This is a genomic window from Fictibacillus sp. WQ 8-8, assembly GCF_024494405.1.
Lineage (GTDB): Bacteria > Bacillota > Bacilli > Bacillales > Fictibacillaceae > Fictibacillus_C > Fictibacillus_C marinisediminis.
Map to the genome: position 1 here is coordinate 1 of NZ_JAMXKG010000003.1, position 23,233 is coordinate 23,233.

At 43.2% G+C, this 23,233-nt stretch carries 20 protein-coding genes; 10 read left to right on the forward strand and 10 right to left on the reverse strand.

What is annotated here, in order from left to right; genetic code table 11:
- Positions 1–137: 137 nt before the first annotated feature.
- Both pepF and mnmH read right to left on the reverse strand, forming a co-directional pair.
- On the reverse strand, positions 138–1,925 hold the full coding sequence (pepF, locus tag M1K46_RS05310; RefSeq protein ID WP_256225220.1) for an oligoendopeptidase F: 1,788 nt from the start codon (positions 1,923–1,925) through the stop codon (positions 138–140).
- 218 nt (positions 1,926–2,143) lie between these two features.
- Positions 2,144–3,196, reverse strand: coding sequence for a tRNA 2-selenouridine(34) synthase MnmH (gene mnmH, locus M1K46_RS05315; RefSeq protein WP_091008869.1), 1,053 nt, complete (start codon positions 3,194–3,196; stop codon positions 2,144–2,146).
- A 170-nt stretch (positions 3,197–3,366) separates the two neighbouring features.
- Here mnmH and M1K46_RS05320 point away from each other — a divergent pair, with 170 nt between their 5' ends.
- Both M1K46_RS05320 and abc-f read left to right on the forward strand, forming a co-directional pair.
- Positions 3,367–4,437 (forward strand): permease, encoded by a 1,071-nt coding sequence (locus M1K46_RS05320; RefSeq protein WP_256225221.1) that lies wholly within the window; start codon positions 3,367–3,369, stop codon positions 4,435–4,437.
- 376 nt (positions 4,438–4,813) lie between these two features.
- Positions 4,814–6,541: a ribosomal protection-like ABC-F family protein gene (abc-f, locus tag M1K46_RS05325; protein ID WP_256225222.1), complete on the forward strand. Its 1,728-nt coding sequence runs from the start codon at positions 4,814–4,816 to the stop codon at positions 6,539–6,541.
- Between the two features lie 50 nt (positions 6,542–6,591).
- Here the strand turns inward: abc-f and M1K46_RS05330 are convergent, their stop codons facing one another.
- From M1K46_RS05330 to M1K46_RS05345, 4 genes are all read right to left on the reverse strand, one after another.
- Positions 6,592–7,254, reverse strand: a complete 663-nt coding sequence (locus M1K46_RS05330; protein ID WP_256225223.1) for a potassium channel family protein — start codon at positions 7,252–7,254, stop codon at positions 6,592–6,594.
- A 22-nt stretch (positions 7,255–7,276) separates the two neighbouring features.
- The gene (locus M1K46_RS05335) at positions 7,277–8,629 is read right to left on the reverse strand and encodes a TrkH family potassium uptake protein (protein WP_062235601.1); all 1,353 of its coding nucleotides are present in this window, start codon (positions 8,627–8,629) and stop codon (positions 7,277–7,279) included.
- Positions 8,630–8,839: 210 nt separating this feature from the next.
- Positions 8,840–9,604, reverse strand: a complete 765-nt coding sequence (locus M1K46_RS05340) for a MerR family transcriptional regulator (protein WP_256225224.1) — start codon at positions 9,602–9,604, stop codon at positions 8,840–8,842.
- A 341-nt stretch (positions 9,605–9,945) separates the two neighbouring features.
- Complete coding sequence (locus M1K46_RS05345; protein ID WP_256225225.1) at positions 9,946–10,896, reverse strand: nucleoside hydrolase; 951 nt, start codon at positions 10,894–10,896, stop codon at positions 9,946–9,948.
- A 246-nt stretch (positions 10,897–11,142) separates the two neighbouring features.
- On the opposite strand from M1K46_RS05345, the gene M1K46_RS05350 reads away from it, so the two are divergent.
- Positions 11,143–11,865: an SGNH/GDSL hydrolase family protein gene (locus M1K46_RS05350; RefSeq protein WP_256225226.1), complete on the forward strand. Its 723-nt coding sequence runs from the start codon at positions 11,143–11,145 to the stop codon at positions 11,863–11,865.
- Between the two features lie 28 nt (positions 11,866–11,893).
- Here the strand turns inward: M1K46_RS05350 and M1K46_RS05355 are convergent, their stop codons facing one another.
- Positions 11,894–12,757 (reverse strand): phosphotransferase family protein, encoded by an 864-nt coding sequence (locus M1K46_RS05355; protein ID WP_256225227.1) that lies wholly within the window; start codon positions 12,755–12,757, stop codon positions 11,894–11,896.
- A 169-nt stretch (positions 12,758–12,926) separates the two neighbouring features.
- Entirely contained in the window at positions 12,927–14,453 is a 1,527-nt protein-coding gene (locus M1K46_RS05360; RefSeq protein ID WP_256225228.1) for an FAD-dependent monooxygenase, read from the reverse strand.
- Positions 14,454–14,835: 382 nt separating this feature from the next.
- Here M1K46_RS05360 and M1K46_RS05365 point away from each other — a divergent pair, with 382 nt between their 5' ends.
- The 5 genes from M1K46_RS05365 (at position 14,836) to M1K46_RS05380 (ending at position 20,677) form a co-directional block, all read left to right on the forward strand.
- Entirely contained in the window at positions 14,836–15,375 is a 540-nt protein-coding gene (locus M1K46_RS05365; protein ID WP_256225229.1) for a GNAT family N-acetyltransferase, read from the forward strand.
- 214 nt (positions 15,376–15,589) lie between these two features.
- Positions 15,590–18,805, forward strand: a complete 3,216-nt coding sequence (locus M1K46_RS05370) for a DEAD/DEAH box helicase (RefSeq protein WP_256225231.1) — start codon at positions 15,590–15,592, stop codon at positions 18,803–18,805.
- Between the two features lie 265 nt (positions 18,806–19,070).
- Positions 19,071–19,187 carry an alpha/beta fold hydrolase gene (locus tag M1K46_RS25805; protein ID WP_375162174.1) on the forward strand — a complete coding sequence of 39 codons (117 nt, stop codon included), beginning with the start codon at positions 19,071–19,073 and terminating at the stop codon, positions 19,185–19,187.
- A 447-nt stretch (positions 19,188–19,634) separates the two neighbouring features.
- Entirely contained in the window at positions 19,635–19,841 is a 207-nt protein-coding gene (locus M1K46_RS05375) for a hypothetical protein (RefSeq protein WP_091008911.1), read from the forward strand.
- Positions 19,842–20,011: 170 nt separating this feature from the next.
- Entirely contained in the window at positions 20,012–20,677 is a 666-nt protein-coding gene (locus M1K46_RS05380; protein WP_062239346.1) for an O-methyltransferase, read from the forward strand.
- 112 nt (positions 20,678–20,789) lie between these two features.
- Here the strand turns inward: M1K46_RS05380 and M1K46_RS05385 are convergent, their stop codons facing one another.
- On the reverse strand, positions 20,790–21,311 hold the full coding sequence (locus M1K46_RS05385; RefSeq protein WP_256225232.1) for a YfiT family bacillithiol transferase: 522 nt from the start codon (positions 21,309–21,311) through the stop codon (positions 20,790–20,792).
- 114 nt (positions 21,312–21,425) lie between these two features.
- Here M1K46_RS05385 and M1K46_RS05390 point away from each other — a divergent pair, with 114 nt between their 5' ends.
- The gene (locus M1K46_RS05390; protein ID WP_256225233.1) at positions 21,426–21,818 is read left to right on the forward strand and encodes a VOC family protein; all 393 of its coding nucleotides are present in this window, start codon (positions 21,426–21,428) and stop codon (positions 21,816–21,818) included.
- Positions 21,819–21,861: 43 nt separating this feature from the next.
- Entirely contained in the window at positions 21,862–22,473 is a 612-nt protein-coding gene (locus M1K46_RS05395; protein WP_375162180.1) for a kinase, read from the forward strand.
- On the opposite strand, the gene M1K46_RS05400 is transcribed toward M1K46_RS05395, so the two are convergent.
- The gene (locus M1K46_RS05400) at positions 22,474–23,217 is read right to left on the reverse strand and encodes an alpha/beta fold hydrolase (RefSeq protein ID WP_256225235.1); all 744 of its coding nucleotides are present in this window, start codon (positions 23,215–23,217) and stop codon (positions 22,474–22,476) included.
- Positions 23,218–23,233: the final 16 nt, after the last annotated feature.

A 23,233-nucleotide genomic window follows, 5' to 3' on the forward strand; every position in this document is an offset into this window, starting at 1 on the left:
AGTCTCACCTGTCACGCTAGTCCCGCAGGAGTCTCGCATCTTCCACTTCAATTAACTTTTCATTGAAGATTTTTCAAGCCAAAAAGGGGCTGCCTGAAGGTCAATTTTCGACTTTCTGGACAGCCCCTTTTAATTTCTTATAATTGTGCAAATTCCTCTACCAGTTCCTCAAAGCGTTTCAGCGCATTGACGATCGGCTCTGGGGTTGTTAAGTCGACACCTGTCTTTTTCAAAAGATCGAGCGGATAATCAGAGCTTCCGCTTTTTAAGAAATCCAAGTAGGAGTCAAGAGTCTGTTGGTCGCCGTCTAAGATTTTTGTAGCCAGGTGGATAGCTGACGCAAACCCTGTAGCATATTTGTAAACATAAAATGGACGGTAGAAATGAGGGATTCTGGACCAGCCATATTTCACTTCTTCATCAAATATCACGGTATCGCCGTTGTACTCTCTAAACAGATTTTCATAGATTTGGTTGAAGACCTCAGCATTCAGCGGCTGGCCTTCTTCTGCGAGTGCGTGTGTTTTCATCTCAAACTCGGCAAACATCACTTGCGTAAACAATGTTCCTTTGAACTGATCGATAAAATGATTCAGCAAATGTTTTTTAATATCTTTGTTGGTTTCCTTGTTCAGCAAATAATTGATCAGAAGTACTTCGTTAACGGTAGAAGCAACCTCTGCGACAAAAATGCTGTAGCCGGCTGTGATTTTTGGCTGCTGCTTATTGGAATAATGGCTGTGCATCGCATGTCCCATTTCGTGTGCCAGCGTAAAGAGGCTGTCTAGATCATCCTGATGGTTCAGAAGCACGAAAGGATGAACGCCGTACAACCCAAGATTATAAGCTCCAGAACGTTTTCCGCGTGTTTCCCTAACGTCGATATAACGTGCATTTTTAAACTCTTTCAATCGTTCAACATAATCATCGCCAAGCGGAGCGAGTGCTTTAACCATCGTTTCATAGGCTTCTTCATAGGGAATGTCCAGCTTAACTCCTTTTACAAGGGGAGCGCTAAGATCGTATTGGCGCAGCTCATCAAGTCCCAGTTTCTCTTTTCTGATTACTGTGTATCGGTGCATGGACTTAATGTTTTCTTTTGTGGTGGCTATGAGATTTTCATAGACTTCTTTTGGTACGTTATCACCAAATAAACCTTTTTCAAGAGCAGAAGGATAGTTGCGGATTTCAGCAAGCGAGACATTGTTTTTAACCGCTGATGAAAGGGTGGAAGCAATCGTATTTTTTAATGCCACGTAGGGTTCATAATAAGCTTTGTATGCTTCTTTTCTTACTTCACGGTCTTCATCCTCAATCAATTTGGAATACATGCCGCGGGTCATTTCTACCTTTTTACCATCTTTATCAGTGACTTCGCCGAACTTAATATCCGCATTATTAATCATGCTGAATGTGCCGCTTGGAGAGGAGAGCGCTTCACCCAGGCGGGAAACAATTTTCTCCTGTTCTTTACTCAGGACATGGGACTTGTAGCGAAAGGAATCAAACAGATCTTCTTCAAAGTAGTTCAGCCCTTCATCCTCTGCGATATATTCCTTCAGCTGTGCTTCGTCCAAACTTAACAGGAAAGGCATAAAGAATGAAGTGGCAGAGCTGATTTTCACTCCGGCATGCTTCGCGCGATCCAATAAGGACTGAGAATCTGAGTTTCGCGTATCCACGTCCACATTCAGCATGGCATAAACATAAACGAGATTGAACGTGTGGGAGAGCTCTTCTTGTTTAGTGAGATATTCAAGCAGTGACTTACCTGAATCAATGTTTCCATCAAACGCCTTTAATTCTTCAGCCATTTCCTTCACCTGTTCATAATCTTTTTCCCATTCAGCCAGTGAAGGATAGATATCGGTCAGGTGCCATTTCTCTTGTTCAGGAACGTCATTTCTTGATTGGTATGTGGTCATATAAGTAACTCCTTCTGCATGAAATATCTTTATTCTCTTATGTGTATTATAGGTCCCATAATATGATTATTGAATTTATTAGACTTATAGGGTGGATTCTCCTTCTTTCAAAGGAAATAAGAGGAAGATGGAGTTGGGGCCGTATCGATAATAAATTCGCTTTTTCGATAATATATCAGGATTATCAATAATAAAAAGCCGGCAATGGCTGTGAAAACTCACAGAACTTGATGTGCCGGCTTTCTTTTTTGAAGAATTTCTTTAATTTGGTCAATGGCTTCTGCAATATTATTAACTTTTAAAGTAATTCGCTGGTCTTCTGGATATTCGACATCATGATGCTCGTAACGTGGATCATAATAGTGCTCAAGCAGCAGGCGGACAGCTGAATGATAGTTTCCAGCACTCAGATCATGTTCAATCTGAGCAGCTATTGGTGTATGAATGCGTCGTTTGATCTTTTGAAATGCGGCAAGACATTCCTCGTGATGCTCCCACGGAAGATAGTCTTCAAGGATATGATTGACCCGTTCCTCAATCGGCATGTCCAGGAAAATATGGAGACCTTGCTGCTTTTTATCCGTTACAAAACCCGGAAGCACGACTTTTCCGATTCGTTTGCTCTCAGCCTCCATCAGAACAAAAGGTGTATCTTTCAGTGCAAACAAATGATGAAAAAGGAGAGATTCAAACATTTTCTGGTTGTTTGGCTGAAGACCGATTTCTCCAAAAATGGAACCGCGGTGACCGGCCAATTGCTCAAGATCAAGAACTGGAAATCCTTGCTTGGCAAGCTCTTGAAGGATTAATGTTTTACCGGTGCCGGTATTTCCATGGAGAACGCAGGCTTTGGGAGCAAACTCCATCTCCTCTAGGTTTTTTATTATCCACTGCCGGTACACACGGAAACCGCCCTGCAGCCGGTAAGCACGAATTCCCATGAGATCAAGCACAGTCGCAGTCGTTCTGCTGCGCATTCCTCCTCTCCAGCAAAAAACAGCTTTGGGTCCAGCGATCTTCGAGAATTCTTTAATAAAAGCAGGAAGCTTGGCAGAAACAATCTCGAGTCCTCGTTCCTTAGCGGCTTCCACACTTTGCTGTTTATATAGAGTCCCAACTTCAGCACGTTCTTCATCATTAAAAAGAGGGATGTTCAAGCTTCCCGGAATCGTAGAATCCTTAAATTCGGAGGGTGACCGTACATCAATGAGTGTAATCTCTTTTTTATTGTAGGATGACATAAGCTTTTCAATGGCAATATCCTGAAACACTGGTTTTTTCCGCCCTTCTGTACTGCACGTCTATATCCTATTATAAAATACTTCTTCTCTAATTTCATTTTAGCCGAATTTTGGAAGGCTTAAAAATATGTTTTTGCAGGAACTGTGATATAATTTACTATCCAATCTTAAGGTCGGAAAAAAACTGGGGTGGGGGATATATGTCTCAAATCAATCATAGTGTTCAAAATGGAAAATCCACCAGCAAAGAGGCAATCTGGGTCATTGTTATATTCATGGCGGTTGCTGCGGCTGGTTTGCTGTATGTAAAATGGTGGCCGTATTTTCAAAAGGTGATCTCAGTTTCAGCTACTCATTCTATCGGTCCATCGATCCTTGGTGATCAAGCAGCTTCGGCGTCACCATGGGTAACTGCTTGGGACTATGCAAAAGTTTATTTTCAGTCTGTATGGAAAGCTGCATTACTGGGGGTCTTACTCGGTTCGTTGATTCAAGTGCTGCTTCCGTCACGATGGCTGCTTAAAGTGCTTGGAAAAACATCGTTTGGCAGTACAGCAGCAGGAGGTTTGGCGTCCATTCCAGGCATGATGTGTACTTGCTGTGCGGCGCCAATGGCCGTGGGGATGCGCAAGAAGAAAGTGTCGATTGGAGCAAGCCTTGCTTTTTGGCTGGGTAATCCGACCATAAACCCGGCAACCCTGATTTTTATGACATTTGTATTATCATGGAAATTTACGGTACTGCGATTATTCTTTGGAATAATACTCGTGTTTGGTGTCAGTTACTTTGCCAATCGTTTTGCCAAAAACGCTGAGCCAGTAGATATGGAGAAAGTGCCGGAAAGCAAGAACTTTGAGGAAGAGGAAGGACCGTTTTTCATCAGATGGATGAAGAGCCTGGGCACCATGCTGCTCCATATTGGACCAGCTTACATTTTTTCGGTGCTTTTACTTGGTGCAGCACGTGTCTGGCTGTTTCCGCAGCTAAGTGAAACAGCGTCCAACAGCTTGTTTGCTGTTATCGGATTTGCTCTTGCCGGCATGCTGTTCGTTATTCCGACTGCTGCCGAAATTCCAATTATCCAGACGTTTATGCTCGTAGGTCTTGGTGCAGGACCTGCGGCTGCCTTGCTCATTACACTGCCGGCGCTAAGCTTGCCGTCCTTACTCATCGTTTCCAGGTCCTATCCCAAACGTGTTCTGTCGTTTGTCACCTTATCGGTCATCGTTTTAGGTGTGTTTAGTGGAATGGTGGGAATGCTGTTTCTTTAAGGCTTACTTCTCTCTGACAGAATGGGTTGCACAATTTTACCATAATCGTGTTATACTAATACCAACAATGTGAAGGAGGTATCCAATTAGACATTATGTGGAACTAATCCCCTTGTCGATCATGAAATCTGATTGCACGGCAAGTGATGCTCTGCGGCTTTGGAGCGGGATGGGATACGTATGTCTATAGGAGACCCTCAACGGTTAAATTCAATGTATCAGTGTGCTGAAGCTGGTCTAACGGTCAATGCACTTTGAGGTGTTTTTTCGTATCTTTTTTCGCTTACCCAAAAACCGCAGGAATGCGGTTTTTTTTCGTCTTCAGATATCATGAGTCCCTATTGCCTTTGAACGAAACGCAAAGCGGTGATTTTTGATGACTCTATTAAGCTGTCACGAATTAAGTAAAGAATTTGGCGAGCGCCTGATTTTAAAAGAGGTTTCTTTGAATATAGACAGTAATGAAAGGATAGGTTTGGTTGGTGTTAATGGAGCGGGAAAGACAACTTTGGCTAACCTGATTTTCGGAACACTTCAGCCCGGTAAAGGTTCTATCGTTAAACATAAAAATCCACTGAAGATCGGTTATCTTCAGCAGTCCACCTCCTATACGACTAATACTTTTTCACATATGCAGAGTGAAGAAGAGGATTTTCTGCAGATGACCAGCCGTCTCGGTTTAAAGAAAGTACAGAATTGGGATGAGGGCCGTTTCTCAGGATTAAGCGGAGGGGAGAGGACGAAGCTGGCTATCGCACATATCTGGTCAACAAGGCCCGACCTTCTCATACTGGATGAGCCGACCAACCACCTTGATTTTAAAGGAGTCGAATGGCTGATTCAGGAGCTGAGATCATTTACAGGTACCACACTGATCATCTCGCATGACCGGTATTTTCTTGATCAAACCGTGAATCGAATCATTGAACTGGATGATGGCAAGTCTGTTGATTTTCCGGGGAATTATTCATTTTATCGGGAAGAGAAGGAGAGAAGGTACCATGCACAGCTGCATCAGTATGAAACACAGAAAAAGTACGAGCAAAAAATACAGTCTGAGATTGAAAGGCTGGACAACTGGTCGTCGAAAGCACATAGAGAAGCAGGAAAAGTCGGTAAGATGGCAGATATGCGCGGCACAAAAGAATTTTATAGAAGCAAAGCAAAGAGCATGGATAAACAGATCAGTTCCCGGATCAAACGCCTGAAAAAGATTGAATTGGAAGGTGTGGAAAAGCCAAAGGAGGAAACAAAAATACAGTTTGGCTGGGACAATCCGGAGAAACGGGGAAAGCGGCTGGTGGATGCGAAGGAAATCTCCAAATGTTTTAGTTCTCGACCGCTCTTTCAGAAAAGCTCGTTTTATATTAAACGAGGTGAAAGACTGGGATTGACAGGTCCGAACGGGTGCGGCAAGACGACGCTCCTTAAAATGCTGACAGGTAGGGAGACCGTCGATTCGGGTGAGCTTTGGATCAGTTCAAGCGCAAAAATGGCCTATCTGACACAGGATGTTACAGACCTCCCATCGGAACAAACGGTAGTTAACTTGATACACGATGTTTTTGAAGTCCGGTCAGAAGCCTCTACGGCCCGGACACTGCTCGCCAATATGGGGTTTGATGAAAGAATGCTGAAGAAGCAGATTCATCAATTGAGTCTTGGTGAACGGATGAGGGTGAAGCTCGCCTTGCTCATCATGCAGAAACATGATCTTCTGATTCTGGATGAGCCGACGAATCACCTTGATCTGGCAAGCAGGGAGCAGCTTGAGGAAGCATTGCTGTCGTTCAGCGGTACACTGCTTATCGTTTCCCATGACCGCTATTTCCTGGAAAAAACGTGTGAAAAGCTGCTGGTTTTTGAAGATGGAAACATAAGAAAAACGCAAAAGGGCTTTAAAGAGTTTGCTGAAGCCAAACAAAAACCGGTACAGCCGCAAAATCATAAAAAAACGGATCTTCTTGAAAAAAGGATGATTATTGAGAACCGAATCAGTGCTGTTTTGGGAGAGCTTAGCCTCCTGTCTCCTGGTGATAAGGAATACACGAGGCTGGACCAGGAGTTTAAGCGGCTGATGGAGGAGAAGAGAAAGCTTTCTTAGCAATACGGAATAACCAGACAAAAGCCGTCCCTAAATCTCGACGGCTTCTGTCATTCTTCCAGCTTTTTAGATAACTCCTTTAAGTCTTTGTTTTTTCCAATAATGACGAGAAGATCGCCGTTTTTCAAAGAATAATCCGGACCAGGAGCAACCGTAACCTCTTCGTCCGTATGCCGGATTGCAATGACGTTCAGCTGGTATCTGGCTCTGATGTCGAGGGCTTGTATGGTTTGTCCGACCAAGTCTGGAGGAATCTTAATTTCTTCTATACTGTAATCGTCCGATAATTTAAGATGATCGATGATGTTCGGATGCATCAGGTTTTGAGCGAGACGAAGCCCCATATCACGTTCAGGGAAAACCACCTGATCTGCGCCGATTTTGGTCAGTACCAGCCCGTGGCGTTTACTGAGTGCTTTGGCGACAATATAGGGAACTCCTAATTCTTTTAACAGAACGACAGTTAAAATACTGGCTTCCATGTCATCCCCGATTGCCACGATCACAACATCAAAGTTTCGGACACCAAGGCCTTTCATACTGTCCTCATCTGTACTGTCAGCGATAAATGCCTGACTCAGGCCATTCTGTAGATCTTCCACCTTTTCTTCGTTAATATCAATACCAATAACCTCGTTGTCTTCCTCATAGAGTGCTCTTGCTAAATGTGATCCAAACCTTCCGAGTCCGATTACTGCATATTGTTTCTTCATGCTCTGTTTCCTCTCCTTCATTTTAGCCGATCAAATATTTTCCTTTTGGATAGCGATAGAGTTCTTTTTCATTTTGTTTAGCCAAAGCGATGGCCACGGTCAGAGGTCCCAGCCTACCGATAAACATCGTTAGTGCAATAATAATTTTGCCGAACGAAGAAAGATCGGGTGTAAGTCCCATGGACAATCCCACCGTTCCGAATGCAGAGACCGCCTCAAACAGGATTTTCAAAAAGTTGTTTTCCTGTTCTGTGATCGAGAGCAACATCGTCACCACAATAACAAGAATCAATGCACTTAAAATAACGGTCAATGCTTTATAGATCATGGTCGGAATAATCCGCTGTTTAAAGAACACCACATCCTCTTTTCCTTTGATCTGTGACCAGGCCGCTCCAAACAATGTCACAAATGTCGTTGTCTTAATCCCGCCGCCGGTTGATCCTGGTGAAGCCCCGATAAACATAAGAATAATCGTTAGCAACAGAGTAGGATGAGCCAGGTCCGGAATGTTCAGAGTATTGGAACCGGCCGTCCTTGGAGTTACTGCTTGATAAAAAGAAGCCAGGAGCTTACCAGAAGGAGATAGAGGCTGAAGGGTCTTGCTGTTATGCATCTCCAACAGGAAGACAAGAACGGTGCCGGCCACAAGCAGGATAGCGGTTGTGGAAAGCACGACCTTTGTATGTAAAGAAATATTTTTTAGTTTTTTCCGATGTTCGATAAGGTCGCTGACAACTATAAATCCAATTCCTCCTAGAATTATAAGGATCCCGATTGTCAGCGTAACGACGGGGTCTTCTTTATAATCCGTTAAACTCTTAAATCCTCCCATAATATCAAAGCCTGCATTATTAAAATTTGAAACGGAATGAAAGATGCCAAAATAAATGGCTTTCTTAACTGGCATGTCCATGGCAAAGCGGAATGAAAGCAAGATGGAGCCAAGCAGTTCCGAAACAAACGTAAACAGAACAATGGTTTTCGCCATTTTTACAATGCCTTGGGTGGAGGAATTATTTAACGCTTCCTGCAGAAGAAGACGTTCACGAAACGAAATTCTCCGGCCGACGATTAATGCAAAAAAGGTGGAGAACGTCATAAATCCAAGACCGCCAATTTGAATGAGAGAGAGTATAACCATTTGTCCGAAAACGGTAAAGGTATCTCCGGTATCCACGACGATCAGCCCCGTGACACACGTTGCTGAAGTTGAGGTGAAAAAGGCGTTAAGAAAAGACATTCCCTGTCCGTTACGAGTTGCTTCAGGCAAGCAAAGGAGAAAAGCTCCGGCCAAAATGATAGCGGCAAAGCCTAATACCAGTATTTTAGGAGGAGTCAATGCAAAGCGCTTCCTGCGATTTCGATCTGTCATATTTGGCCTTCCTTTCAGCAAATGGTGATTATGTATTACCCTTTATTATCCGATTTTAATGCTTAATTATAACGGCAGTAGTTTATTGCATTTGTTTTTGTTTAATTGTTAAAGGATATAAATACTTTACATCAAGAATATGGAACTCCTCCAAGGCCATTCAGGCATAAAAAAAACAGCCCACCTGAACCGTGCAGATGGGCTGTTTCCTTATTTTTTTACTCCCGTATAAATGTGAATCGCATCTCTTAAGAACTCAGCAGTTCCTGGCTGGTCTTTGTCATAGTGCTGTTTGAAGCGTTCATCGTCTACATACATTTGCGCCAGACCCGCATGGGCTACTTTGCTGTATTCACTCCAGTAAAAACACAGCCATTGCTTATGAAGATCTGCTGCTTTTTGGGCTAGTTCTCCCGCAGGATCCCCAGTTTTAAAGGCTTCAGCCAACGAGGTCTTTAGTTCGTCCGCCAAATGATTTACTTCCTCATGATCTTCCTTCGTCATGTTTTTCAGCTTTTCATTGGATTGATTAATCATATCATCACCGTATTTTTCACGAATCTCTTTTCCATATTGTTTCTCGTTATCATCAATGAGCTTCTTTTTAAAGCCTTCGAATTTTTCTTGATCTGTCATCGTCATTCTCCCTTCAGATGAAGCAATCGTTTTTTCCACATTATTAATAAGCAATTCCAATTGCTTTTTCTTGTCAAGGAGCTTCTCACGGTGTTCTTTAAGAGCCTCTGTCCCGTTAAAGGAAGGGTCAGTCGTGATCTCCTTAATCTTTTCCAGACTGAGTCCGAGCTCCCGGTAGAACAAAATCTGCTGTAACTGGTCTATTTCGGGCTGGCCATAGATCCGGTAACCTGACGAATTGATCCTTGCCGGCTTAAGGATGCCAATCTCATCATAATACCTTAGTGTTCTCGTACTGATTCCGGCCAGTCTTCCTAGCTTTTGCACCGTATATTCCATGTGAGCACCTCCTGACATCCTAAATGTACACCTTGACGCAGCGTTAATGTCAAACCTGTTTTTTAAAAGGCTCATTTCTAAAAGATTGTTGCTTTGGGAACATTTTTGTAAAGAGCTTCATTGACAAGTTGATTGGAGTGGAAGGTGCGAGACTCCTGCGGGACGAGCGTGACAGGTGAAACCCGCAGGCGCGTGCGCCGAGGGGTTCAGCGCACGCCCCGCGGAAAGGGAGCAGCCTGAAACGGAAATCAACCACTCCCAAGGGCAACAAATGTTACGAAAACAGCCTTTAACAATAATAAAACCTGCTCAGGATAAAAAGAGCAGGGTAGAGTGAAAAGCTACATGAGTTCTCCTGTCATGACAGACATGAAGTCATGATAGAACCAGTAATAAATAAAATCGAACGCAATACGATGTTTCTTTTCACCATTGTTCAAATCGGCATATGGACGGATATCAGCGATGCTCTGTCCCTTTGTCACCCCGCTGTTCGTATCAATGTATACAGGAAGATGACGAAACGAGAACATGTTCTGATGCAGAGTTGCCATCAGAGCGAGTGCATCATGAACCGGGCTTCCTTTAATACTCGGATTGCGCTTCTTATAAAACTCATAATAAAAATCGAGCAGAGGCTTAATAATTTTAGCTTTTCCTTTAGACTGAATGTAATCGACCATCTGGGGAGTGACGATGGCCCGGTCTGTTACATTCAGGGGAATAATCGTTACATTATTGGCATAGCGAAGTACGATTTTTGCAGCAATAGGATCTCCGTGAAAGTTCGCTTCCGATACAGCGGTAACATTGCCTGGCACCCAGAATGCACCGCCCATGATGTACACTTCTTTTACTTTATTAATCAAGTCATTATATAAGATGTACATGCTTGCAAGGGAAGTTAGTCTGCCTGTGTTTACAATCGTCAATTCACCCGGGTGCTGGTTGATGAGTGAGACAACTTCACAAAAGTTCTCAGTGAACCCTTGAGGGGGGAGCTGTTGGGGAGGTTTGATGTATCCCAAGCCGTACTCTCCGTGCACTTCCGGATAAAAGATGGGATCTTCTCCTGTCATCGGTTTTTCAGCACCGAGTATGACCTTTGTATGCTGGGAGAGATTAAATAAATTAACCAAATACGTAATATTGCGCAATCCCATTACCCTGGGAACATTTCCGTAGTCCGCAACCACTCCAATGATATCCACTTGTTTACTTAAATACCCGTAAATTAAGGCAATCGTGTCATCGATGCCAACATCCGCAAAAAGCAAAACCTTTTTGGCCATGGTATCACCTAATTAAATGTTTTTTACAACATATGACTGGAGGGTATGTAAAAGAATGGGAATGAGGAGGGGGACTTTAGGCTTATCTTTAAAGGAAAAAAGTCTGATAGGAGAGAATATGACCTAGGTGCCTGTTCTAAAGTGTCAATGCCTGATTCATAGGAGGAATGACAACGGATCCTGCGGGCTTGCTTCCATTTAATCGCTTCATAAAGAATGGGTAACCCTTAAAGAGGAGAGGATTGAATGAAAAAATCTTTTGCCGCATTGCTGGCGGCGAGTACTCTGTTCTCTTTTGCCCCGTTGACCGTCTATGCCGACCATCAGGAAGAACAAAGGGAAGTTGAGTATGTCGCGTTAGGAGATTCAATAGCCGCAGGAATGACCCCTTATGGTGACATTGACAAGAGCTATCCGGATTTTATTCAAAGCTATTTTAAAAGATCCCACGTGAAGCTAACAGATTATGATAATTTTGGTGTGCCAGGCTATACTTCAGAACAGCTGAAAGAGGATGTTTTAAACAATTCAGACATGATGAAGGAGATTAAAGAAGCAACCCATATTACGATCAATATTGGGGCAAATGATCTTTTTCGCAAACTGATGACCGATCCAGCACATGCTTCTGAAGGAATTGCGACGGCCAGTGCCAACCTTCAGTCTATCCTTCAGGCAATCGATAAGCTAAATCCAAACGTGCATGTATATGTGATGGGGTATTACAATCCTTTCTCTTATTATGATCAGGATAGCCAAGCGTTCTTAGTTCCTTTGAATAACGCATTGAATTCTGCTATTAAGGAGGCAGCTGTATCAAATGGCGATTCATATGTCCCGACAGGTGGAGCCATCGATCCCCATTTCCCGAAATACATGCCCAATCCGGAAGATAACCACCTCAACATCAAAGGATATAAAGTGATCGCTAAAGAGTTTTGGAGGGTGATAAAAAAGGATGTGAAGTAAGGGGAAAAGAGGACCGAGGTCCTCTTTTTTATGCAGGTGAGACGAGTACTTTCCATTTCTCCCATGCCTTCAAATATTCGGGCAAGTCTGCAGGGTGATGCTGAGAACTTCTGGCCAGCCGTGTGAAAAGACCGAGCAGCACTTCCTCATTGAGGACTTGTTCATCGTAATTCCACATCTTTAATTGCTTTGCAGCAGGAATAATCGTTTCTTGTGTAAGTTCGTTTGCGGTAGAACAAAAAGCAAAGACAAGATCGTGGAGCGGGTGGCCGATAAAGGTTTGAGGATCAATTAAACCAGAGAGCTCCTGCTCTGAGAACAGGAAATTATGATACCCGCAGTCTCCATGCAGCAAATAAGTGAGTTCAGATTCCTTGCTTTGGGACCTAAGTTTAGCAAGTTCAGCGATAAGCTCGTAATCTTTTTTTTCAAGCAGGCCAGAATGAATAATTTCTTTGACTGAACATATTTCGTCCTCCAAAAATTGTTCTCTGGAATGCTTAAGGTCGTCCCTGTATCCCCATCCATTTGCTTCAGAAAAAGGTTGATAGTAATTGAGCACATGCTGGACGAGGGAGGACAGGATGTTTGTTTTGTCCGTCCCGGAACTGTCTGTTGTTCCTGCAAGAAAGGGATAGACGATGAATCGGTCCTCGGGGTCTTTGTATACGAGACGGGGCAGGAAAGGAATATTCTCGTATTCATTCAAGAATTCCGCCTCTGCATGAATAACATTCGGTTCGTTGAACTTAAGCACCCATTGTTTTCTGCTTCCATCACGCAGTAATCCGATCGTACTGGTCGTTCCTCCGCTCAAAGGTTCGTAGACGGCATCTTTTGATTCTATGATCCCTTGGGTGTATAAATCTTTCACAATCCTATCCGTATCCATGATCCGAACTCCTTTTTTTGTTTGTATCTATTTAAAGAGTAGCAGATGCTAGGCCAAATGTTTCATAATTTTTAAGTTTAAAGATCAATCGGGCGGCATCCATTTTTAGCCTTCTACCTATCAAAAATTAGAGGGTATCACATAAGTAAATGTGATACCCTCTTCGTTTTTATGTCGACTTTAAGGAACGAATCCTGAAATTCTCAAAAAACTGCTTCAGTTTCTCTATGTTTTGGGTATCATCCGCAAGAGCAACGTACCCATCCGGCCGGACGGCATATAAGGAATCCTGCTTAAGGCCAACATCCTCCATTTCAGACTGCCACACAAAGGTATGAATCGCAAAGCCTGCGCTTTTACCATATTCCCGAACTTCCGGATGAATTTCACCGTATACATGAATCTGCCAGTCCATTGTTTTCAGCGGATCGAAATTGTTGCCGCTCTCTGTCTGAATCCAGGGCAAGCGGTCGCCTCCATGAACTTTTCCGGCCTTACCTTTGCTCAGTGCGCTGTCACGGTACTCAATCCGTGTTTGTGACACGGTATTAAAGGCAGCCCTGCGTGCGGCAGTGAAACCAAGCAGCAATGGAGTGACATAGGGAATCAACACCGTACGGAACAGGCGGTTACGAGTATTGCGTCCTACTATCATTTGAAAGGCACGGTCGGTTGTTGAGACGAGTGTGCGGGCAAAGGCGATCCGTTCTGTTTCATACGTCTCAAGGATCTCAGGGTCTGCCCTGCCTTTCAGAACCCATGCAAGCTTCCACGATAAATTAACCGCATCCCCTATACCGGTGTTCATCCCCTGTCCGCCTGCAGGACTATGAATATGGCCGGCATCTCCAGCTATAAAGCAGCGGCCCTTTCTAAAATGCTCACTGACCCGATGATGAACATGATAGGTTGAGAACCAATTGACTTTATCAACTTTTAAACCAATCTGATTTTCAGCGTAAGGCTGGATCTCATCGAATGTAATCGACGTGGACTGCTCAAGCTCACGGGGGATGATGCCGATCAGGCGGATCATTCCCGTACTTCTGACCGGCATATACAAACAGAACCCCCTTTCACTGAGATGTACTTTAAGTGAGCGGTCCTGTGTTTCTTTATTTGATGACTCTACATCAGCCACATAAAAAAGCTGTTCGTACGTTCCTCCGGCAAAGTCGAAGCCCAACCCTTTTCGTACGGTACTGTGGGCGCCGTCACATCCGCATAAATAGTGGAATTCAGCGGTTTCCTCCATACCGTCTTTCTTCAAAACGGTGCGGACTCCTTCGCTGTCATCCGTAAAAGAACCCAGCTCGGTGTTCCACTCAATGGTGACACCAGCCTTTTTAAGCTGTTCCACTAGAAATTGTTCGTGGACATCCTGAGGAAAACTTAAGGCAAAAGGAAAAGGGCTGATGTCCTTGCCAAGATCGCTGAACTTGAATTCTGCTTTTTCTTTCGTTCCTTCACGAAGATGAACAGATTTCATCGGGATGCCGAGGCTTACCACTTCGTCCGTAATGCCTAATTGACGGTAAAACTCTAAAATCCTTGCATGGACGACCAATGCTCGAGATGCTTCACCAGGTCCGGAATGTTTTTCAATAATGCGGAATGGAATCCCCATTTTTGAGAGCTGAAGGGCCAGGACAAGCCCTGTTGGACCTGCCCCGACAATCAAGACTTGAGGATTCATATCATCGTCTCCTTTCAGAATTACTGTTTGATTTTTCGTTCACTTTAGGGGAAGCAGAACTGTTCCTCCCCTGATTGATTAAGATTTGAATCGTGGATGAAGAAGGGGAAGGAGTTTGCATAGAGATCTGTTTTTGACTAAAATCCCTTGGGATGACAAGGGCTGCATAATACCTTTCTGTCGTTTAGACCCTCTATTGCTTTTTGTTTACCTGAAACAGCATGCCATTTTACAGGTGAATCGCCATTTGACTTCTCCTGCATGGCTTTCTTTATATTTTTTTCGACCTTATTCCCTAGGTTGATTTTGTCATGTAGAAGAAGGTATGAAAGTGCAATTTGTAGAATTGTTATTACGAAAATATTGGTATGGGAGAGGTAACTTGAAAATAGATAAAGTATTTGAATATGATATTAGTAATGATCTATCGGTGCGTATAAAAGAATTATTAAATGGCAGTTTTCCAGATGTCTATCCAACGAATAGAATTTACTTTAAGCAGTTACCGCATTTTAGATTTCTAGCTTTTAACGAGGAAAGTCAACTCATAGGACATGTAGGATTGGATTACAGAGTGATGAATTTAAACGGAAAGCCTCTAAAAATACTCGGTGTAATTGATTTGTGTGTTTCGCAAAACGCCCGCTCACAGGGTATTGGTTCGAGGCTGCTTTTAGAAATTGATAGGTTTTCTCAGGGACGCGATATTGATTTTATACTCTTATTTGCAGATAACATGGACTTATATTTAAAAAATGGATATCAATCAGTTGGAAATAAATGCAAATGGATGCAAATTAATCATGAAACCCAAGTTACAAATGGTATAGGTACTGAACACATTGATAAATTAATGATTAAGCAAGTCGGCATGACCAATTGGAGTGAAGGGAATCTTGATTTATTAGGTTATCTTTATTGAGCTATGGGTGAATAGCAGTGTTGCAGGAGAGGAGCTAGATTGATTAGCTCTTTTTTATTGTATCAAAGGACAGGCTGATGATACACACAAAAAACCATTTTATCATCTCATAGGTAGGTGGAGTCATTGATTGATAAAACCTCGCATATTTTCGGGATTTTTACTATCATATAACTAGCAGAGTCGAAACATCCTGAGGAAGGGGCCAAAACATTTGAACATCAAACTCAACCATAGCATCATCAAAGAAAAGTGCGGTACGGTCTCCTTCAAAAAAGGAGACTCTTTTTATCGAGCGGATAAAGTGTACTTTGAAAGTTACAGTATGGATGCTTGTAAAGCAGCAGTTACAGGAACACAGGATTTTCATGTCACCATTGAACGGGAAATGAACGGAGGCTTTCGGTCTGAGTGCAGTTGTCCGACACTGGCTTCTTTTCAAAAGGATTGTCAGCACGTTGCAGCCGTTTTACTTGCGATTTACCATCACCAGCAACAAGGGACAGTTCCTCTGATTTCCGGTCGACATCTTTCTGTATCTCTGGAAAATCAAGAACTGACAGAAGATTTTCTGACACTTTTTATTGATCAGCACAAGCGATCAAGCAGGCATCAGCTTCATTTTGAAAAAAGGCAAGTGCTTGATGTCGAGTTTACCTGCAAACCCGTGGAAGTAAGCAAAGGACAAACCGTTTTAGGCCTAGAGGTGAAAATCGGTTCGGTTAAAGTGCAGCACATCCGGGACTTTCTTCAACGTGTGGAAGAAGGGAATACCAGCCCGCTTTCCCTTTCATTCACATTTGATCCGTGCCTCCATTGCTTTCAAATGGAAAACGATGCGGTACTTCAACAGCTTATAAAAGCCATGCATGATGAACAGATATATATCGATGAACTGTTAGACCGGCCGAATGAGGTTACTCATAACAACACCTTATTTATCTCCCCTTCTTCTTGGGACATGCTGCTGCCTTTGTTTGAGAAAGCACCATTGGTAAAGCTGGAGTATGGCAACACGTATAGAAGGTTTCGGACATCGAAAGAACCGCTGTCTCTACAGTTTGACTTTGGAGAGTCGCAAGGAAATAGCTATCATTTGAAGATTGAAGGACTAAAGCAGATGGTTGTGTTGCATTCCTATCGCTCTGTCCTTTCAGCAGGAAAACTGTTTCAGTTAAAAAGTGATGACTGCTCACGCCTTTCAGAACTGAAACGAATGCTGAATGCATCAAGAACGAATGTCATCCCGATTTCTCAGAAGCAGATGGGGATTTTTTTAGAAAAAGTCATTCCAGGCTTGAAACGCCTCGGGGAAGTTCATGTATCTCGTGCGATCACCGAGCAATTTGCCAAGATACCGTTAACAGCCAAACTATACTTGGATCGTGTAAAGAATCGACTCCTTGCCGGGCTGGAGTTTCATTATGATAATATCGTCATTGATCCATTGGTCAGGCGTGATCTTCAGGAAAACTCCAAACTTATCAGAGATGTGGAGAAAGAGGAAATGATACTCAGGCTAATGGAGGAAAGCTCGTTTGCCAAGACAGATGGCGGATATTTTTTGCATAATGAAGAGCTGGAATATGAGTTTTTATATCATGTTGTTCCTAAACTCCAAAAGATCGCCGGAATCTATGCAACCACCTCTGTGAGAAATCGTATTTTCAGAGAGAATGCACGGCCGCAGATTAGAGTAAAGCTCAAAAAAGAACGGACCAATTGGCTGGAATTCAAATTTGATATCGATGGTATTCCTGAAGGACAAATACGAGATGTTCTTTTAGCACTCGAGGAGAAAAGAAAATATTACCGTTTGAGAAACGGCTCGCTGCTTTCTTTAGAAACTAGGGAATTTGATGAAATTCAACGTTTTCTGTATGCCTTGCCTGTTCCAAATCATGATCTGGAAAATGGCCTCAATCTACCTTTCATTCAGGGAATGCAAATGCTTGATACTGCTGAGGATCGTACGTTTGATTTGGAGAAATCCTTCCTTCAATTCTTGGAAAACCTGCGAAATCCGGGCTGCTTGGCATTCGAGGTCCCTGTAGACTTGGAACCGATCTTGCGAGATTATCAAAAACAAGGGTACCAATGGATGAAAACACTTGCCAGGTATGGATTTGGCGGGATCCTTGCTGATGATATGGGATTGGGAAAAACGCTGCAAAGCATCACATTCATCGTATCGGTGCTTCAGGATATTCGTGAAAAGAAGTCTCCGGTCCTTATTGTCTGCCCGTCTTCTTTGACGTACAACTGGCTGAGTGAAATGAAAAAATTCGCTCCAGACATACAATCTGTTGTGGTTGATGGCAGTAAAGCAGAGAGATTAGCATTAATAAAGGAAGCATTGGTTCATGATGTTATCATCACCTCTTATCCCTTGTTGCGCAAGGACATCGGGTGGTATGAGAAACAAGCCTTTCACACGGTATTTTTTGATGAGGCACAGGCTTTTAAAAATCCTGTGACGCAAACGGCACGAGCTGTGAAGAAGATCAAGGCAGATCATCGATTCGCGCTTACAGGTACACCAGTGGAGAATTCGCTGGAAGAACTGTGGTCGATCTTTCATGTTGTCTTTCCTGAGCTATTGCGCGGATTAAAGGAATTTAGTAATCTTCCAAAGAAAACCATTACACGAAGAATCTCTCCATTCTTGATGAGACGGTTAAAAGAGGATGTCCTGATGGAACTTCCTGAAAAAACGGAGTCCATGGAATCAGTTGAATTGCTTCCTGAACAGAAGAAACTATATGCAGCCTATTTGGCGAAGCTGCGGCACGACACACTAAAGCATCTGGACAAAGATACACTTCGGAAAAATCGCATCAAAATCCTTGCTGGTTTGACGCGTTTACGGCAGATTTGCTGCCATCCCGCTTTATTCGTAGACAGTTACAAAGGGACATCAGGGAAATTTAAGCAGCTCATGCAGATTGTAGAGGAATCCAAGCTATCTGGAAGAAGGGTGCTGATCTTCTCTCAATTTACGAAAATGCTGGAGCTCATAGGAAGGGAATTAGCGAACCAAGGCCTTCCTTTTTTCTATCTGGATGGACAAACTCCCTCCATGGAACGGGTGGAGCTATGCAATCGATTCAATTCAGGTGAACGTGATCTATTTCTTATTTCCTTGAAAGCGGGAGGGACAGGCCTTAACTTGACGGGTGCTGATACGGTCATTCTGTATGATATATGGTGGAACCCTGCTGTCGAGGACCAGGCAGCTGACCGTGCCCATCGGATGGGGCAGACCAATGCCGTCCAGGTCATCAAACTGGTTACCCAAGGTACAATCGAAGAAAAAATGAATGAACTGCAAGAGAAAAAGAAAGATCTCATTGAAGAGATTATTGGCGTTGGGGAGAAGCCGGCTTCGTCCCTTACTGAAGAAGATATTCGGGAAATTTTGATGCTATAGAAATATGATTGTTGCTAATAGCGAGGCACTGCTGGATTGATTCCAGCGGTGCTTTATTGTATATTCTTTTATGAAAATGACGTGATATGCAAGTAATCCTTGTCGAATCGCAAGTAACGGGTGTGAAATCGCAAGTAAACTCTGTCGAACCGCAAGTAAACGAGCTAAAGCCGCAAGTAAACCCGCCAAACCCGCAAGTAACGACCCAAACCGCCCACCGTAGACCGTCTAAATCACTCTTATTCCTCCAAAGGATGGAAAAGAAGTGGCCAGTTTGATCCAGAAAGCAGCCTTCGTGGAGTTTGAGAAATCCTTGCATGCGCCGAGCATGGAAGAGCCGAAACGTTATACAGAAGTAATCAATAACTTTTTAAGATCTTAATCCTCAACTTTTATAGAAAAATTTTCCAAAAAATTGTATAGTTAAAATGAAAGGATGCATAAAGTTTTTAAAGTTGGAGGTTAGGGGCGGGCATGAAAAATCATTCAGTTGCATTTTCTATTATTTGTTTAGCCATAGGAATCACAGCGGGAAGCTGGTTTATATCTGACCACTTAGCCCCAAAGCAATCCATACAACTACCGGGGAAACTGCTCAAAAGCAACTATTAACACAGTCGGAGTTAGCGGAATATCTAGGGTTAACTGCAGAAGAAGTTAAGAAACTGGGTCCTCAACTAGATAGCGGAGATGACCTTGAGAGTGAGCTTCCATTTATTAAAGTGGGGAGCACGGTGTATTTCCCCAAAAAAGCAGTTGATAAATGGCTGCGAGAAACGCAATCTTTGATCATTGAAATAGAATCAATTAAGCAATAGGAGGTGGATGCATGGCAGTGAGCAGAAATGCTAAGACCATAATTCTTGTTATTTTAGGTTTTGTCATTGTGATTTTTGCTCTTCAGAGAATGGGGATAGATGCTCATTTTGCTTTTTATAATTTTGTTCCCTTTTTAACGGCCTATATTCTTCCCTGGATTGCCCTCTATTGGCTGATCCGGCTGGTCAAAGCGATAGAATCCAAGAATTACAATTAAGAAGGCTGCATGAGCAGTCTTCTTTTTAATGAAAAAGGGATTCCGCAGCAATGGCTGTGACAAATGTCAGCCAATGGGTGATAACATATCGCTCCTGCAGAAGGAAAAGCAGGGCTGACAGCGAAAGTAAAGATTTGTAGATATATAATGGGATAAAAGGAGAGAGCGCAGTGGAGGAAACGTGGAGTAATGTCGATGCTTATTTCAGCTCAAAGCTTCATGGAGCTGATCCGGATTTGGATTATGTTCTGAAAGCCAACAGTGAGGCTGGTTTACCGTCAATTGATGTCTCACCCAGTCAAGGGAAGTTTCTTTATCTGCTGACCAAGTTAAAAGGAGCAAAACACATTCTTGAAATTGGTACGCTTGGCGGCTACAGCAGTATTTGGATGGCACGTGCGCTGCCGGAAGATGGACGGCTCATTACATTGGAATACAGCCAAAAGCATGCAGATGTAGCGAGGGAGAACATCAGGAAAGCAGGACTGGACCACAAAATTGAAGTGCTTGTAGGTCCTGCCCTTGAATCTTTGCCAACGCTGAAGGAAAAAGGATTCTCTTCTTTTGAATTTATTTTTATTGATGCTGATAAGCCAAACAACCCCAACTACTTAAAGTGGGCGCTGATGCTTTCTAAGCCAGGTACAGTAATCATTGGAGACAACGTAGTGCGTGATGGAAAAGTAGTGGATGGCAACAGTCAGGATTCCAGTGTTCAGGGTTCACGAGCATTGATGGATCTGTTGGCCAATGAGCCGAGGATCGAAGCGACAGCGATGCAGACGGTAGGAAGCAAAGGCTACGATGGGTTTGTTTTTGGCATAGTAAAAGAGTGAGGGAAGCACATATGATCGAACTTCGGAAATTAACACTGACAAACAATAGAAAGAGGAGAGAGTTCTGTAGTATAGAAGAAACAGCCAACGAATGAATCATTGGATGTTTTATTTACCAGCCTAATCGCTGGCGGAGCGACGTGATATGAGCGATATGATGACGGCTGTGCCAGGAATACAACCCGATGTTCTGCGCTAGTGTTACAACTCCGGAATCGGGATGAGTGAATGTCTTTTCAAGATCAGCAGTGGTTAACGATTTAAGCAGTACGATCCAGCGTTCGTGGAGAGCTTCCAGCAATTGAATGGAAACCGCAATCGGGAGTTTAGAATCAGGCAGCTCGGCCCATTGATCTTCCTTGTAAGGCCTGATGACTGGATTCTCTTCTGTGAGCGCCAGTTTAAAGCGTGTATAGCTGTTAAGGTGGCTATCAGGCAAGTGATGGACAACCTGCCGTACTGTCCAGCCTCCAGGACGATAAGGAGTATCCAATTGTTCTTCTGTAAGATCGTTAACTGCTTCTTTCAGTTGATTAGGCGCTGACTCAATGTCATGGATCCATTCTTCAATCTTTTTCTCTGTAATGTCTTGATCTAGTGCAAATAAGCCAACCGGATAGCGTAAATCTATCATTATTCGTTACTCCTCACTTAACTTAGTAGAAAGTCATCTATTACTATTATACATAGCATGCAGGTTGTGGATTAAAGTGATCGTTAATTTAAATATGCAGGGAGTTGAGTGGAAATGTCCAAAGTAACACCTTTTTTAATGTTCGAAGGCCAAGCAGAGGAAGCGATGAACTTTTATGTTTCACTCTTTGATGATTCAGAGATTACGAAGATTACTCGATACGGTGCAAATGAGGGAGGAGCAGAAGGTTCAGTGATGAAGGCGGAGTTCAGCTTAAACGGGCAGCGGTTTCTCTGTATCGACAGCAGTGTGAAGCATGAATTTACCTTTACACCTTCAATCTCTATGTATGTAACCTGTGATACAGAAGAAGAGATTGATAGAGTATTTCAGAAATTGTCAGAGGACGGACAAGTCTTAATGCCGCTAGGCTCCTATCCATTTAGCAGGAAGTTTGGCTGGACCTCGGACAAGTTCGGCGTATCTTGGCAGCTGACCCTACCGTGATATGGTGCCAGGCACCGTTGGAAAGAGTGTACAAAGCATGCAGATAAATATATCTTCTATCATCAAAAAAATCCCAAAGCTAAAAACAGGCCAGCGCTTCATCCTTGGAATCGATGGCCTAAGCCGCTCAGGAAAAAGTACCTTGGCAAAAGATTTACAACACCATCTCATTCAAAATGAAATTCCACACTTTTTGATTCATATTGACAATCATATCGTGGAAAGGGAAAAACGCTATCACACCGGCCGGGAGGAGTGGGCTGAGTATTATCATCTTCAGTGGGATGTAAAGGAGCTTACTCGAAGCATGTTTAGCCGACTAAAAAACGGCAGATCGCTTGAGGTCTCATTTTATAATAACGAATCCGATACCCTCAGCCTTCAGGAAGTTCAGCTTCTAGAAACCTGTCTCATCATCATCGAAGGCGTATTTCTTCAAAGGGAAGAATGGAGACCGTTCTTTGATTATCTCGTCTATCTGGATTGCCCGAAAGAGACAAGATTTCTGCGGGAAAGTGAAAGAACGCAGAAAAACATTACGAAATTCCAAAATCGATATTGGCCGGCGGAAGATTATTATCTTAAAACCGTAAGGCCGAATCAACAGGCGGATCTTGTTCTGTACAATAACCACATGAAAAAACCAGCACTGTGACTAGTGCTGGTTTTCTTTATTGAGCCAGAATAGGATTTCTTTGATCACCTGATCCTGCTGTTTCTTGTTGGAGATACGTGCTTTTTTGTCACCGGCTTGAGGACCGTACATGCCAAACTGGGCATTATTCCCGCCTTTGATTTCATAGTAGGTGGTGTCAGCCGGATTAAACGATTTGTTGCCGTTGATTTTAGCTTTTGTGGTTAAGCCGTCTCGTTCTCCATAGATAGAAAGAAGAGGGAAGTGGGCTTTCGATAAATTTGAACCTTCCGTTGTATAGGAACCAAGGAAGATCATACCTTTAATCTTATGTGGGTGTTTCAAGGCATAAGCGGAAGCTGCTGATCCGCCCAGTGAATGGCCGGCGATATACCATTCCTTAATATCAGGATCAGCTTTCATCGCCTCTTCGGCTTTGTTTTTGCCGAGTAGAGCCAGCTTCAGCGGCATTTCCGGTATGACAACGAGATACCCGGCATCAGCTACCTTTTTCGCCCAGTAGGAATAGGCGGTTGGCTCAACTTTAGCTCCAGGGTAAAAAATCACACCATCCTTCGGTTCCATGTTTTTCGGTTTGAAAATATACATGCCGTCTTTATGCTGGACCTCATTTTTTACGTCCACTAATTGGTTCAATTGAGCCGTAGGTTTAAAGGTTTTCTGCGTCCAGATGAAAAAGCCGCCGGCATAGACAACAAGCAAGATTAACAAAATGATAAGGACAAGCTTCAGTTTCTTATTCAAGTAAATCCTCCACGTG